The 13,266-nt window shown below is 63.4% G+C and carries 13 protein-coding genes; 10 read left to right on the top strand and 3 right to left on the bottom strand.

The annotated features are described in order from the left end of the window. Nucleotides 1-20 precede the first annotated feature (20 nt). Entirely contained in the window at nt 21-1,226 is a 1,206-nt protein-coding gene (locus tag R2770_18865) for a DUF222 domain-containing protein (protein ID MEZ5282525.1), read from the bottom strand. 215 nt (nt 1,227-1,441) lie between these two features. Between R2770_18865 and R2770_18860 the strand changes: the two genes are divergently transcribed. The 4 genes from R2770_18860 to R2770_18845 all read left to right on the top strand — a co-directional run bounded on the left by R2770_18860 (nt 1,442) and on the right by R2770_18845 (nt 5,359). Further along, nucleotides 1,442-2,737 (top strand): methyltransferase, encoded by a 1,296-nt coding sequence (locus tag R2770_18860; protein MEZ5282524.1) that lies wholly within the window; start codon nt 1,442-1,444, stop codon nt 2,735-2,737. 343 nt (nt 2,738-3,080) lie between these two features. Continuing rightward, a complete protein-coding gene (locus tag R2770_18855; GenBank protein ID MEZ5282523.1) occupies nt 3,081-3,341 on the top strand; it encodes a DUF4160 domain-containing protein in 261 nt (86 codons plus the stop codon). Next, nucleotides 3,338-3,598, top strand: a complete 261-nt coding sequence (locus R2770_18850) for a DUF2442 domain-containing protein (GenBank protein MEZ5282522.1) — start codon at nt 3,338-3,340, stop codon at nt 3,596-3,598. The genes R2770_18855 and R2770_18850 overlap by 4 nt, the downstream gene beginning before the upstream one ends. 1,269 nt (nt 3,599-4,867) lie before the next feature. After that, complete coding sequence (locus tag R2770_18845) at nt 4,868-5,359, top strand: helix-turn-helix transcriptional regulator (GenBank protein ID MEZ5282521.1); 492 nt, start codon at nt 4,868-4,870, stop codon at nt 5,357-5,359. Between the two features lie 26 nt (nt 5,360-5,385). Here R2770_18845 and R2770_18840 read toward each other — a convergent pair whose 3' ends face one another. Then, nucleotides 5,386-6,051 carry a DUF4184 family protein gene (locus R2770_18840; protein MEZ5282520.1) on the bottom strand — a complete coding sequence of 222 codons (666 nt, stop codon included), beginning with the start codon at nt 6,049-6,051 and terminating at the stop codon, nt 5,386-5,388. A 122-nt stretch (nt 6,052-6,173) separates the two neighbouring features. Beyond that, the gene (locus tag R2770_18835) at nt 6,174-6,929 is read right to left on the bottom strand and encodes a tyrosine-protein phosphatase (GenBank protein MEZ5282519.1); all 756 of its coding nucleotides are present in this window, start codon (nt 6,927-6,929) and stop codon (nt 6,174-6,176) included. 942 nt (nt 6,930-7,871) lie between these two features. Here R2770_18835 and R2770_18830 point away from each other — a divergent pair. The 6 genes from R2770_18830 to R2770_18805 all read left to right on the top strand — a co-directional run bounded on the left by R2770_18830 (nt 7,872) and on the right by R2770_18805 (nt 13,220). Continuing rightward, nucleotides 7,872-8,546 (top strand): response regulator transcription factor, encoded by a 675-nt coding sequence (locus tag R2770_18830; GenBank protein MEZ5282518.1) that lies wholly within the window; start codon nt 7,872-7,874, stop codon nt 8,544-8,546. A gap of 32 nt (nt 8,547-8,578) precedes the next feature. Then, nucleotides 8,579-9,829, top strand: coding sequence for a HAMP domain-containing sensor histidine kinase (locus tag R2770_18825; protein ID MEZ5282517.1), 1,251 nt, complete (start codon nt 8,579-8,581; stop codon nt 9,827-9,829). Between the two features lie 110 nt (nt 9,830-9,939). After that, nucleotides 9,940-10,683 (top strand): ABC transporter ATP-binding protein, encoded by a 744-nt coding sequence (locus R2770_18820; GenBank protein ID MEZ5282516.1) that lies wholly within the window; start codon nt 9,940-9,942, stop codon nt 10,681-10,683. Continuing rightward, nucleotides 10,680-11,603: an ABC transporter permease gene (locus R2770_18815; GenBank protein ID MEZ5282515.1), complete on the top strand. Its 924-nt coding sequence runs from the start codon at nt 10,680-10,682 to the stop codon at nt 11,601-11,603. The genes R2770_18820 and R2770_18815 overlap by 4 nt, the downstream gene beginning before the upstream one ends. Next, nucleotides 11,596-12,588 (top strand): ABC transporter permease subunit, encoded by a 993-nt coding sequence (locus R2770_18810; GenBank protein MEZ5282514.1) that lies wholly within the window; start codon nt 11,596-11,598, stop codon nt 12,586-12,588. The genes R2770_18815 and R2770_18810 overlap by 8 nt, the downstream gene beginning before the upstream one ends. Beyond that, entirely contained in the window at nt 12,585-13,220 is a 636-nt protein-coding gene (locus tag R2770_18805; GenBank protein MEZ5282513.1) for a hypothetical protein, read from the top strand. Before R2770_18810 ends, R2770_18805 begins: the two co-directional genes overlap by 4 nt. The last annotated feature ends 46 nt before the right edge of the window (nt 13,221-13,266 follow it).

The raw sequence follows: 13,266 nt of genomic DNA, 5'->3' as shown, positions 1-13,266 counted from the left end.
TAGCCAACCAGCACAGCTGATCAGGTCGACCGATGGCGGGCGCGATGACACGGGGCACATCGCGGTTCGAGTTCGTGGGTGACCGTACGGTGCGTCTGCTCGAAGGGCGGTTCGTGGTGTAGCACCAGCAGATCGGTGCTCTGGCACTGAACGCATTCGTGACCGTGGGCCTCCATGACCACCCTGTGCTGCCGCTTTGTCGGCAGACGTCGGGCGCTCGACGCGTTCACCGGTCTGCGCTGGGCGTCATGAATCAGCAGGCGAACGAAAGCGTGGTCCAACAGCCTGAAGATCGAGCTGTTCGTGGTCGGGGTGCCGTCGTCGAACGTCGCTCCGTCGCCTCGAACGTGGAAGACGACCTCGGTGCTCACCTGGACGTCGCGTGTCAGGAAGAGAGCAACAAAGGCGTCGGCACGCTGTTGGGCCAGACTCGGGATGACCCACCCATCGTCGGCAGGCTGCCACCGTCGCCGCATCTCCAGCAACGCCGCTGGTAGCGCTCTCTGTGGTCGATTACTCACGTGCCGTCTATCAGATCCGCCCGCAGGCGGATCTTGTTCACCCTCAGCGTTGTCAGCGCTCACGCTCCGTCCACCAAACGCGCCCGCAGGCGGATCGGCTGGAAGGTCTGCGGGCAACTCGGCGATGCGGCGAGCGAGCTCGTCGAATGCTGCCACCACACACTTGCCCACCGATGGCGGCAGGACAACCCGCACGACTGTCATGCCGTCGCCATCGGTCCACGTGGTGACCGAACGCGCTTCGTGCAACCTGACATCGCGCTCTTCGTCGGTCTCGCCGTCGTCGGCCAGAGCCCGGGCGATGGCGACGCTCAACCGATCGGCTGAGCGCTCGACTGCGAGCTCGAGCAGGTGTGCTTCGTTGTCGGGGTCTGCCCAACGGGTGAGGATTCGGGCCTTGGCATAAGAGATCTCGTGATCTGCCAATGCCTTGTCGATCAACGGCAGTTCACGCAGGGAGTAACCGACACGAATCCATTCACGCGCCGTCGATGACCTGATCCCAAGGCGATCGGCAATCCACTGGGCCGCGCTCTTGACACCCTGGTAGAACCACTCGAGCTCTTCGTCGAAACGGGCGGCCAGGTGGACCAGCCGGTGCTGATTGGCGTGGACTTGCCACCCCAGCGCCACCAACTCGTCGCCTACCGAACGGTGCGAGTCGTCGACGGCTGACGGACTCGGAGCATGAAGCAGAACGGACATAGCGGTTCCTCGAAGATCGTGAACATCTGGAGGACCGCCGGTTCGAGGGTGCGGCAATCGAACACCCGCCGGCCAGGCAGAGCCACAGCCGACCCGCTCGACATTACTGACCCCATGGGACAGTCACCCAGGGTCGTCGACCTCTGATCTTCTGCTCGTGTGACCTCCGGTGAGTCAGCAGCATTCATGTCATGAGCGCCTGCTAGACCAGCCTCATGATCATCAAACAGATTGCGTTGCGGGCCGTGCCAGGCGGCCGCGAGCGGCTTCTGCACGGGCAGCGGCGCTGGAACGAGGTCATGGAGCGTCAGCCTGGATTCCTGTGGTCCTATGTCGCATGCGACGCCGCCGACGACGACCGCATCCTGATCGTGATCGCATTTGCGGCGGCCTCTGATCTCGACCGCTTCATGGCAACAGCGCACGACCCGCTAGAGCTCGAGACCCGGCTGTCGCGCTTCTACGTGGACATCCATGTCGAGGTCTACGAGGTCCATGAGCCCCAGCCGAATGGCCTGGCCCACATCGTGCCCGAGGCCCGCTCGTCGCCGGCCAACGCAGTCATCGGCTTGGCGCAGGCGTACCGATGGAGCGCTGTGTTGCGCCACGCAGTGCAGGCGCGCCTCTTCGACATCATCGCCGACACGCCGGGCACCGCCGACGAACTGGCAAGTCGGCTCGGCGTCGACACACAACACCTCGAACGGATCCTGGCCGTACTCGACGGTCTGAAGCTGATCGACCTGGGTTCCGACCACGCGATTCGCAACCGGCCCATCGCCCACGAATACCTTCGATGGAATGCGCCCGCGAGCCTCTGCGCGCTGGTGTTGCACGACGCCAGACACGACTTGTTCTTGCGTTGGTCCGAGGGCGGCATAGGCGTTACCGACCCGTTCATCGGGCCAACGAGCCGATTCGCCGACGCCGTGTCAGCCATCGCGAACGCGGGCCAGGCAATAGCCCTGGTCGACGCGCTCGATCGAGCCGGTATCGACCTGAGCGGATGCACCCTTCTCGACATCGGCGGATCGATGGGTGAGTACTCGAAGGCGATCGCTGCTCGGTGGGACGGTTGTGTCCCGAGCATCCTCGAACAGGCTTCGGTCGTCGAACTCGCCAACGCTGCGGGCACCGAGGTTTCCTTCATCGCCGGCGACTACCGGACTTCACTTCCCAAAGCTTCCTACGATGCCGTTCTGCTGTCGAACATCATCCGAGGCGAAACGCCCGAAGATGCGGCAGCGCTTCTCGACCGAGTCCGCCAGGTGCTGGCACCCGGAGGGTTGCTGATACTGCACGACCTGCTCACCGTCGACGAAAGTGGAGCCGTGCCCCTTGGGGCAGCATTGTTCGGGGTGCATCTCCCAGATGCCATTCGACCTTCGGTGCGTGTGGTCGGTGATCTCCTGGTCACCGCCGGCTTCGAAGCTCCCCGGATCGAACCCATCGAGGCCTTTGTGTCGTCGAATGTCGTCTTGATCGCCCGGGTGGCGGCGACCGGCCGGTGAGCGAGACCGACGTTGGGTCTGGTTGGATCCCGCACGCGAAAAGCCCCAGACCAGAACCACAAACGGCCTGAATCTGGGGATCTAGGTGGCTCCGGGGGTGGGGCTCGAACCCACGACAAACGGATTAACAGACACTTGACAACCGTCCGAAAACTACGCCCCAGTCCAGCAACCAGGCGTTATGTCCGGGGCAACGTCCAGCCAGAACCGGCCAGTCCAGCCGAGTCCGTTCAGTTGGTTGGATGAACCGTTGGATTGGGGAAGTCGGGTCGGGTCTGCTCCGTTCGTGAGGATCCGAGCATCAGGACGTCTGTGCAGGATCGACACAGATAACGTCGAGCTCGTGCCGAGGATCAGCATGTTCTACGGGATCATCATCGCCATGTACTACGACGATCATCCTCCACCACACTTCCACGCCAAGTACGGCGAGTACCAGGCGCAGGTGGCGATCGCCACCGGAGAAGTGATCAACGGCGATCTCCCTCGACGCGCCTGCCAACTCGTCGCCGAATGGTCCGAGCTACGCCGGGCCGAACTGATGGAAGACTGGGAACGAGCCGAACGCCAAGAACCGCTCGATACAATCGAACCACTCCCATGAGCGCACCTTATGAGATCCGTGCCGTCGAACACCTCGGCGGATACCGCCTTCGGCTGACCTTCGCCGACGGACTCGTAGGCGACGTCGACCTCACTACCAAGTTCGAAGGTCCACTTGGACCAGTGTTCGAACCACTCCGCGATGTCGCCTACTTCGCGACAGTGGCAGTGGACGACGAACTCGGAACGATCATGTGGCCAAACGGAGCCGACCTCGCTCCCGACGTCCTCCACGAACAGGTGATGAGCCTTACCTGAAACGCTGCCGACTTCGGGCGAGACAGGTCATGTCGAGCCATCTAGTGGGATAACCAGCGATTCTCGACCGCCCGGAGCAAGGACTGCCGAAATCATCTCTTGGGACTGCCGCACTCGCGAGTAACGGTGTCTCACACAGCGAGGGAACTCCACGGAATATTCTGGCGAGTCCGTGAGAGTCCGATCGTTTGGTTGGCCACAGATCACACGCCGTGACCGGAATGGGAATCTATAGACCCAGCCCACAACAGGGCTGCGAACACGCCTACCCGATCGACCGCAACAAATGGAACCTCATCATGGGGCTTGGCGAAGAACCGCGTGGACACGCATGGGAACCCCTCAGGGTGAGGCTCGAGACCGAGATACCCGCTCCGGAGCTCGAAGGACCGGAGCCTATGCGAGCGACTATGCCGTGGATCGGGAACAACGTCTCCTACTGCGCACCACTTTCGCTGAGCTAGTAGGTGACTCGCTCAGGGCGCACGGGGACTTGCTACCCGTCACCTCTATCTCAGATCAGCTCGTTCTATTCAATACTCACATCGCGATAGACGCCCTCGACACCGTACGGTCCGAGGTGAAACGCTTCTCGCCTGGGAAGCTCATGCAGATCAGACGGCACGAGTTCCACGCCAAAGCCGTCGACGCGGTAGGTGCATTGAGGCTCACAAATATGCTCCGCAGCGACGTCTTCCTCAGAGAATGGATCGTGAACGAACTGGTCGCCGCCGGCGTCAGTGGAACAAAATTTGACTTGGCGTGGTCCGATTCTTGAGCACCTCAACACCCTGCGATCTGCTCGCAGGACCACCCACTCCACCGACCCCCTCGGACCGCATCAGCCTCGCGCCGCCTACCTCTAGGCCGACACCTTCGGTCCGTACTCGCGTTGAACGGCCAGCTTCGAAACTCCCAGCGTCACCCCGACCTCTGACCAACTACGACGTTCCGAGCGAGCGGACCAAACCGCGTCGGTAAGTTCCGCGTCGATACGGTCGCGCTCCTCAACTACCTCATCATCACCGTCGTTCGCGAAACCCAGACCGCGCTCGGGGTATCTCGAGCCGGATAGGTGACCAACCGTTTGCGTCCCCCGCCTCCTGGGCTCCGGGGCGGACAATGCCGGTTGTGGGCGGTTTGCCGATGTAGCGCCGTGTCCCCTCTCAACTGTCGTAGAAATGTCGTACTGCTTGCGGGCAGAAGTCGTGCTACCACCGTTGTGATGGGTATCTGCCGTGCTTCAAGCTGAATATCGTGTCGATGCCGATGCCGAAGCCGAAGCCGAAGCCGAAGCCGAAGCCGAAGCCGAAGCCGAAGCCGAGAGTGGACCAGATGAGAGTTGACGCCGAACAAGTCGCGAACCTGCGGACGGCTCGAGGCTGGACTCAAGCGGATCTCGCTGAGGCCTCGGGGCTCAACCTCCGCACGGTTCAGAGGATCGAGGGGACTGCCGTCGCCTCGCTGCGATCGAAACGAGCGCTGGCCTCTGCCCTCGACGTCGACATGGAGGACCTCGACAAAAAGGAGCTCAGCATGTCACCGTGCCCCCATTGCAGATCCGACCAGGTATTCGAATCCGAGCGTCTCATCGACACGACAACGATCGGCGGGGAGCTGCTGCCCAAACTGGCACCCCGAGCGTTCTCCTCGGCCAAGATGCGTGCAGTCGTTTGTGGCGATTGCGGCCTCCTGAGGTACTTCGTTGACGACGACGCCCGACAGAGACTGACCTCATCGGACAATTGGAGACACGTCTGACCCTGGTCGTCCCGCTGCCCGCTAGCTCAGAACGGCACATATGCGTCGGACAGACCCACGGCCCCGAATGACCCACGAAGCCCAAGAAGGTCGCGGACCGCGCGCTGTGGCCATAGGCGGGACGGTTGAACGGTGAGTGTGGGTGGGGTGGGAGTGGCTGACCCTCGGGTCTGTCGGATCGTGATGCGGTTCAACTTGCCCAGCAGGGAGGGGCTCGGTTCTCGATCAGGGCGCCCCAGAAGGACTCCTGCGACCAGCAGCACGACCACAAGTGTCGTGACCGGAACGAATATCACTGACCGGTCGGTCACCGCAGCCGACACACCGGCCAGGGCAGTGAACGCCACCACCATCGCCCAGAACACGAACCGTTCACGACCGCTCAGATCGGAGGCTCGTGCGTCGGCCACAGCCTGCTGGCCGTACCAAACGTTCAACAGTCCCGAACTAGCCACCACCAACAACGCAGCAATGAACGCTGCACTCCCACCGAAGTGCCCGACGTACTGGAGGACCCGGGCACCGGTCATATCCCCTCTGACAGGTGCGGTGAACAGAACTTCGTTGATACCTAGCCAGTTGGCACCGAACCGGCCGGCATGCGTGAAACCGTCGATCAACACATGGCTGTCTGAACCCAGCAAAGCGCTGAACAACGTGCCAACAGCCCCAGGACGGCGGGATCCGAGCACACAATAAGAGCGCAGCTGAAGCCGGTCGGCGTCACGACGGGTTGTCCGCGTTTCAGACGACTTCTACCACGACCTCGGCGCCCTACTCGGTCCCGAACGTGGACCCAGCTCGTTTCGTGCGATCACGCTGCCACGAGCCTCCGGCCGAGCTCAACGACCGTTTCACCTCCGAGCGCAGACGCAACCGCGCCACCGGCGGTCAGGTCTAGGAATCCGAGCAACGATTCTGACGGCGTTGTCTTCTGGTCCCGGTACACCGATCGGATTAAGGCGTCGTCGTCGCGACGACCGAGCCGTCGGGCGCGGCCGCTACGGAGCCGGACGGTGCTGAGCAGGTAGTCCTCGACGATGAAGCGACGGTCGGCTCCGACCAGTTCGAGGACGAGCGCGATGATCAGCCCTGTGCGATCGGTACCCCGTCCACAGTGCACCAGAACCCCGCCAGGTTCGGCGTCGACAATTGCCTCCACCGCCTCGGCACAACGTTGAGGCCACCGGGAGACGAACCGCTCGAAGTACAGAGGTGTCGCCAGCCACTGCCGTCTTGCCCAAGAGTCGAACTCGGGGTCGCCAGCGAGGTCCTGCTCCAAGGGCACCGACCGAGTCTCGATTCCGTCGGGCGGAAACTGTGGCTCCAAAACTGCCTGATCGCGATTGCGTAGATCGACAAGCGTCCGCACCCCATGGCTCATCACCACGTCCCAGCCGGACCGATCGACGTGTTGCAGTGAGTCAGATCTGATCAGCGTCCGTTCGGCCAAACGGCCTGCGATGGTCGGAATCCCGCCAAGGTCTCGAGCATTCCATGTGCCTGGCCACTCAAGAGAGCAGCCCGCTGCCCACTCGTCGGGCTCCAACGATGCAGGCGGGCGTTCCATCTTCGTAGTCTACGAACCCGTTGGTGCCCGAAATAGGGTCATGGTGTCTGACCAGGTCGCTCGAACTCATCGTCCTACGCCACCAGCTCACCATGCTGCTCGGCCAGGTCGACCGGGCCGCGATCAACGACGAAGGCCGGACCTTGCTCGGCGCTATCGCAGCTACCCCCTCCGACTTCGCCACGGCTGGATCGTCACACCAGAAACAGTGCTGCGCTGGCACCACCAACGGATCACCAGACACTGGACACTGCCGCCGACACCGCGCACTGGTCGACCACCGATCGACGCGCAGCTGCGTCAGCTCATCGCGCGACTCGCCAAAGAGAACCCGACGTACGGACACCGGCGCGCCCAGGGCGAACTCGGCCCGTGAGCCGGGCAGATTCCCATGTCGCGCTAGCGCAGGCCGGGTGGTCCCTGGTCCCGACATGAATCGAAACCAGACTGCCAACCGCCCACACAGCGCATCACAATCTCCGAATCCCCTGTCGCGCCAGCAACGCGTCCGACGTCCCTGGTTGCGAGTGTGAACACAGAACTCACCGCTACCCACCTAAGACGCGTTGGATTTGGTTGGATGAACCGTTGGATCCCTGACGCGAAACACCCCAGACCAGAACCGCAAACGGCCTGAATCTGGGGATCTAGGTGGCTCCGGGGGTGGGGCTCGAACCCACGACAAACGGATTAACAGACACTTGACAACCGTCCAAAAACTACGCCCCAGTCCAGCAACCAGGCGTTATGTCCGGGGCAACGTCCAGCCAGAACTTGTGAATCCGGCAGAGTCCGTTCAGTTCGTTGGATGAGCCGTTGGATGAGAGAGGTCATGGACCCCAGCACAGAGCATGAGAGCTCCTTTGAGCGGATGGCAAGATCTGGACCAGAAATCGGCAAGACCGGTTCCGCGTTATCGACCGCGCACATACCTTTGGGTCCATGTCGGGTGAGTATCTGCTGATCGTCGAGGATGACGAGCGCATCGGATCGACACTTCTCCGGGCGTTGTCGAGCTCGGGTTACGACGCGACCTGGGTCCGTTGCGGAGTTGACGCCCTCGACGCAGTGTCAGACCGCAAGCCCGATCTGGTGTTACTCGATGTGGGGCTGCCGGACATCGACGGTCTCGACGTGTGTCGTCGAATCCACGGGATCGACCCGCTGGTCGATGTCATCATGGTGACCGCCCGCGACGAAGAGCTCGACATCGTGGTCGGGCTCGACGCCGGCGCCGTCGACTACGTCACCAAGCCGTTCCGTCTGGCCGAGTTGACGGCGCGGATCCGAGCCCAACTACGCCGCACCGAAGCACGCCCCGTCCCTGGCAGTGTCGGGGACCTGACCCTCGATACCGAATCGCGCCGCGTGTTCTTGCGTGGCCTCGAGATCGAGCTGAGAGCGAAGGAGTTTGACCTTCTCGCCCGGCTGATCGCCGACGCCGGTACCGCTGTGACGCGAGAGACGCTCATGAGTGATGTTTGGGACGAGCAGTGGTTCGGGTCGACGAAGACCCTCGATTTCCACATCGCCTCGTTGCGCCGCAAGATCGACGATCCTGACGAGCCCAGTCGAGTTACGACGCTGCGTGGCGTCGGTTACCGCTTCGAGGTCTGATGCGTCGCCGACTCCTCTTTGCCATGGTCTCGGTGTCCGCGTTCGCAGTCATCGGGTTCGGGTTACCCCTGGGCTTCGTCATCGAACGATTCATCGAGGAGGACGCCACGGTGAGCCTCGAGCGAGCTGCGGTCCTCGCGTCGCGGGATGTGTCGCTCGACTTCGCGACGAGCGACGATCCGGTCGAACTACCCGTCGACGACCAGGGCACCGAGTTCGGCTTGTACGACACCGCCGGCGTTCTGGTGGCCGGTGTCGGGCCGGCCTTGGCGGACGATGCCGTCAGAGGCGCGCTCACCAATGCCGTGGTCGACGCCGAGGTCGACGGGCGACTTGTCGCCGCTGTTCCCGTCGCAGCGGACGAGCACGTTGTGGGAGTGATCCGGGCGGCTCGTCCGGCCAGCCTCAGCGATGACCGAACTTTGAAGATGCTGCTGCTGATCTTCGGCCTTGGAGTCGGCGTCGTAGCGGTTAGCGCTTCGATCGGGTGGGTCCTCGCCGGCAGATTGAGCCGACCGGTCGGGCGCTTGCGCGACGCAGCACGCGATCTGGGTCAGGGCGACTTTGCGATCTCGGTGCCCAGCAGCGCTATACCAGAGCTGGATGAAGCCGCCGCCGCGTTGAACGCGACCGCTGGTTACCTGGGCAGCCTGGTAGAACGCGAGCGTGCGTTCAGTTCCGACGCGTCGCACCAGCTACGGACCCCGCTCGCCGGCATGCGCGCAGCGATCGAGACCGAGCTCGCATTTCCTCGCGACAGCCGCAACGACGTCCTCGACGAACTCCTCGCCGACATCGACCGCATGGAGACCACCGTGGTCGAACTGTTGACGATCGCACGCAGCACCGAAGCTGTTGCACCCGTCGATGTGTCGGTGGTGCTGGGTGACCTCGAATCCGCCTGGTCTAAACGGACAAGGCGGCTCGGGCGCGGTCTGGCCGTTGGGCATGCGCGGTTTGTTCCGACACCGCTGGCGAACGCGGCCATGCTGCGCCACGCCCTCGATGTGCTGGTGGATAACGCCCTCGTCCACGGATCCGGGACGGTGGCGGTAGACGCGATAGCCGTAAACGAGTCCATCCGAATCACAGTTCGAGACGATGGACATGGTTTCGATGCGTCGGTCGACCTCGAGACGGCGGGTTCGACCCACGGTCTCGGGCTTCCGCTGGCCCGGCGCCTAGTCGAGGCCATGGGTGGGCGCCTTGTCCTGCCGACCGATACAGCCGGAAGTGCGGTCGAGATCGTCCTGCGTCGGGCCGACACGACGTCGTCGCGCTAGATCTCGGCGATATCTGGCATAACCCAACCGTCATCTGGGGATCTGCTCACCGGCCGCTCCTTACCTTCATCCCGTGAGCCCTCGCGGGCTCGGGATGAAAGGAAGACAACATGGCAGAGCCCGCAATCGAAATCGAGGACCTGAGCCACACCTACGAGAACGAACCGGTGCTGCGCAACGTCGACCTGCGGGTCGAGCGGGGCGAGGTGTTCGGCTTCTTGGGCCACAACGGTGCCGGGAAGACCACGACGGTGAACATCCTCACCACCCTCATCACGCCGACGTCGGGCTCGGCGAAGGTGTGCGGTTTCGACGTCGCGACACAGCGCCGCGAGGTCACCGAACGCATCGGATACCTCCCTTCCGAGGTAAGGCTCTACGGCCACCTCACGGCAACAGAGAACCTCGAGTTCTTCGCACGCCTGTCGGGCGTCGAAGATCCGAAGCAGGCGGCAGCCGAGGCTCTCGAGTATCTCGGGTGCCCCGAGCTCGGCCCGCTGCGCTTGTCGACCTTCTCGACCGGCATGCGCCAGCGCATCGGCATCGCTCAAGCGATCGCCCACCGCCCCGAAGTGCTCTTCCTCGACGAGCCGACCTCGGGCCTCGACCCCGCAGGTGTGCGCCAGCTCCGCGAGACGATCCAGCGTCTGAACGCCGATCTGGACATGACCGTGTTCATGAACACCCACCTCCTCTCCGAGGTAGCGAAGGTCTGCACCACTATCGGAGTGCTTAACCACGGCGAGCTGATCTACAAGGACTCGATCGCCGAAACGATCCGACGGTTCCCCGACGAGGCCTCGCTCGAAGACATCTACGTCTGCTTCGAGAACACCGTCGGAGAGCCGGCATGATCGCCACAATCGCGACACATCAGGTGCGCTCACTCACGAGGCAGGGCACCTTCGTGGCGATGCTCGGGGTGCTGGGCGCCATGACTGCGTTGGCCGGCGTGCTCGGCTGGTCGAGCCACCACACCATCGTCTCAGTGTACGAACAGGCGAAGGTCCTGCTCGACTCCCAGGGACAACCTCCACCTCCGAACCCGTTCGGTCTGAAACCGCCGCTGTCGCTGCTGTCGAACATGGTCGTGTACATCCCGCTCATCGGTGCGCTGTTGGCCCTCGTAGTGGGCCACCTCGCCTTCGCGGACGATCAGTCCGGCGGCGTGGGCCGGCTGGTCTTTTCACGACCCGTCGCGCGGCACAGCTACCTGGCTGGCAAGATCGCCGCGATCGCCGGCGTGCTCGCCGCGATCATGACTGCCGGCCTTCTGATCACCGCCGTGTCGCTCCTGATCGTGAACCACGCAATCGCGGGCAGCGACCTCGTCCGACTGGCCGGGTTCTTCGCCCTGTCATGGCTGTACCTGCTGGTGTTCGCACTTGTCGGCATGGTCGCTGTGGCGCTCAACAGGCGCAGGTCTCTCGGACTGTTGTCGGCCATGGGTGCCTGGCTGGTCATCACGTTCGTGCTGCCCCAGTTCACCTCGGGCTTGCGGCCGACCTCGTCACTGAACCCGATCACCGAGCCGGTCGGTACCTCCCAGGCGTTCTTCCGGGCAACTGCACACGTCCGGCCCTTCTCGATCGCCGGACAATACAAAGACGCCGCAACCCACATCCTCGACACCGCAACCGCAGCCGCAGCCGAGACCTCCTGGCAGACGGTTCTTCACATCGCCCCGATCGCCGGTGCTGTGGTCCTGCTCACCGTCGCCCTGATCGCACTCGCCGGCCGTCACGACTACTCCAGGAGCGCCACCAATGAATAGCTCACCTTCCCGGTCACGAGTCATTGCCGTGGCCGCCCACGAGTATCGAGCCGCAGCCCGCAACAAGCTGCTGGTCACCCTCTCGGCAATCATGGTCGCCGTCACCATCGCGTCGGTGTACATCGGATCGGCCGACTACGCGAGCCAACTCGCCGACTACAACGCCTACCGCGACGCGGCAATCACCAGCGGCCTCGGACGCATCGCCCCTTCACCCCTCGCCCCACTCGCCCTGTTGCGAGGAGCGATGGAGTACCTCGAGATCATCGGAGCTGTCATCGCCATCGCGCTCGGGTACCTGTCGGTGTCGAGAGAGCGAACAGCGCGAACACTCGGTCTTGTTCGATCGCGGCCCATAACCGGAAGCGAACACGCACTCGGGAGCCTGCTCGGAGCGCTGGGCGTGTTCGCCACGCTCGTCGCCGCTACCGCCCTCACAGCCATCGTGTGTGTGGGCGCCATCGGCAACGACTGGATCAGCCCCGGCGAGTGGGTACAAGTACTGCTCACCTACCTGGCGGCACTGCTTTATATGACCACCTTCTACGGACTGGGTGCAATCACCACCGCCAGATCGAAGGTCGCGGCGAACGGCCTCATGATCGCCCTCGGCGTTTGGCTCGTCGTCGTGCTCGTCCTTCCCCAGATAGGCGACACCCTCGACGCCGACAACCAGGTACCCGGCGGCCTGTTCTCGGCCCTGGGCCTCGGACATGACGGCGAGGTGTCGATCCTCGCTCACTTCACCGGCTACGAACGAACCCGCACCTTCATCGAGAACCTCTCGCTCTCCAAACACTTCGAGCGCTTCGCGTTCGCCATGACCGATGTCAAGGATCGCTACCGCCCATACGGCCTCGGCCAACTGCTGCGCACCGTCTGGGCCGACATCGTCTGGCTCATTGCGGCCGCAGCCGTCATCGTCACCGGCGTGCGCCGGACTTTCACAAACCAACCCACAACCACCAAAGGAACAAGCCAGTGACCACCAACGAACACACCTCACGGCGAACCATTCGTCGACGCTTCGGCACCGGCCTGTTGGCAACCACCGCCTTGACCGCCAGCGCAGGCCTTTTCGCCGCATGCGGCGGCTCGACGACAACCACAGCCGCAACCACGGCCACGACCGCCAGCGCCTCGGCCCCGACTCAGTCGAACGCCGCAGCGACAGGTCAGGTACTGCCCGTCGATTCGAACCCCATCACCAACACGGCCACCGCGCTGTCGCTGACGATCGACGAGGTTCTCGTCGAGAACAACGTCGACGCAGACGGCAAGGACGCCCCCGACCACCTCGAAATCACCCTCACGAACACATCCGCGGCCGACCTGACGGGATTCGAGGTCTTCTACACCTATGACGACATCACCGACGGGATCAGCGAGAGCTACTACCTGAAGCTGCCAGCCGACTTCACCATCGCCGCCGGGCAGACCAGGGTCGTCCACTTCGACGACACAGGCGCCACCGACCACTTCCCGACCAACGGCTACAGCCTTTACTACACCGACACGAACGGCCTCGACGTGACGGTCGAGGTCAGCGCAACCGGAGCCGCTCCCCAGACCGCAACGGTGCAAAAGGACGCCGGCGGCGCCGAGACGGCCGACTGACACACGCCGTGACCATCGGAGCAGTTGCGGCTGGATCGCGGATCGC

This window comes from Acidimicrobiales bacterium, from assembly GCA_041394185.1.
Classification (GTDB): Bacteria; Actinomycetota; Acidimicrobiia; order Acidimicrobiales; family Poriferisodalaceae; genus JAAETH01.
This window is presented reverse-complemented; position numbering and strand designations above follow the sequence as displayed.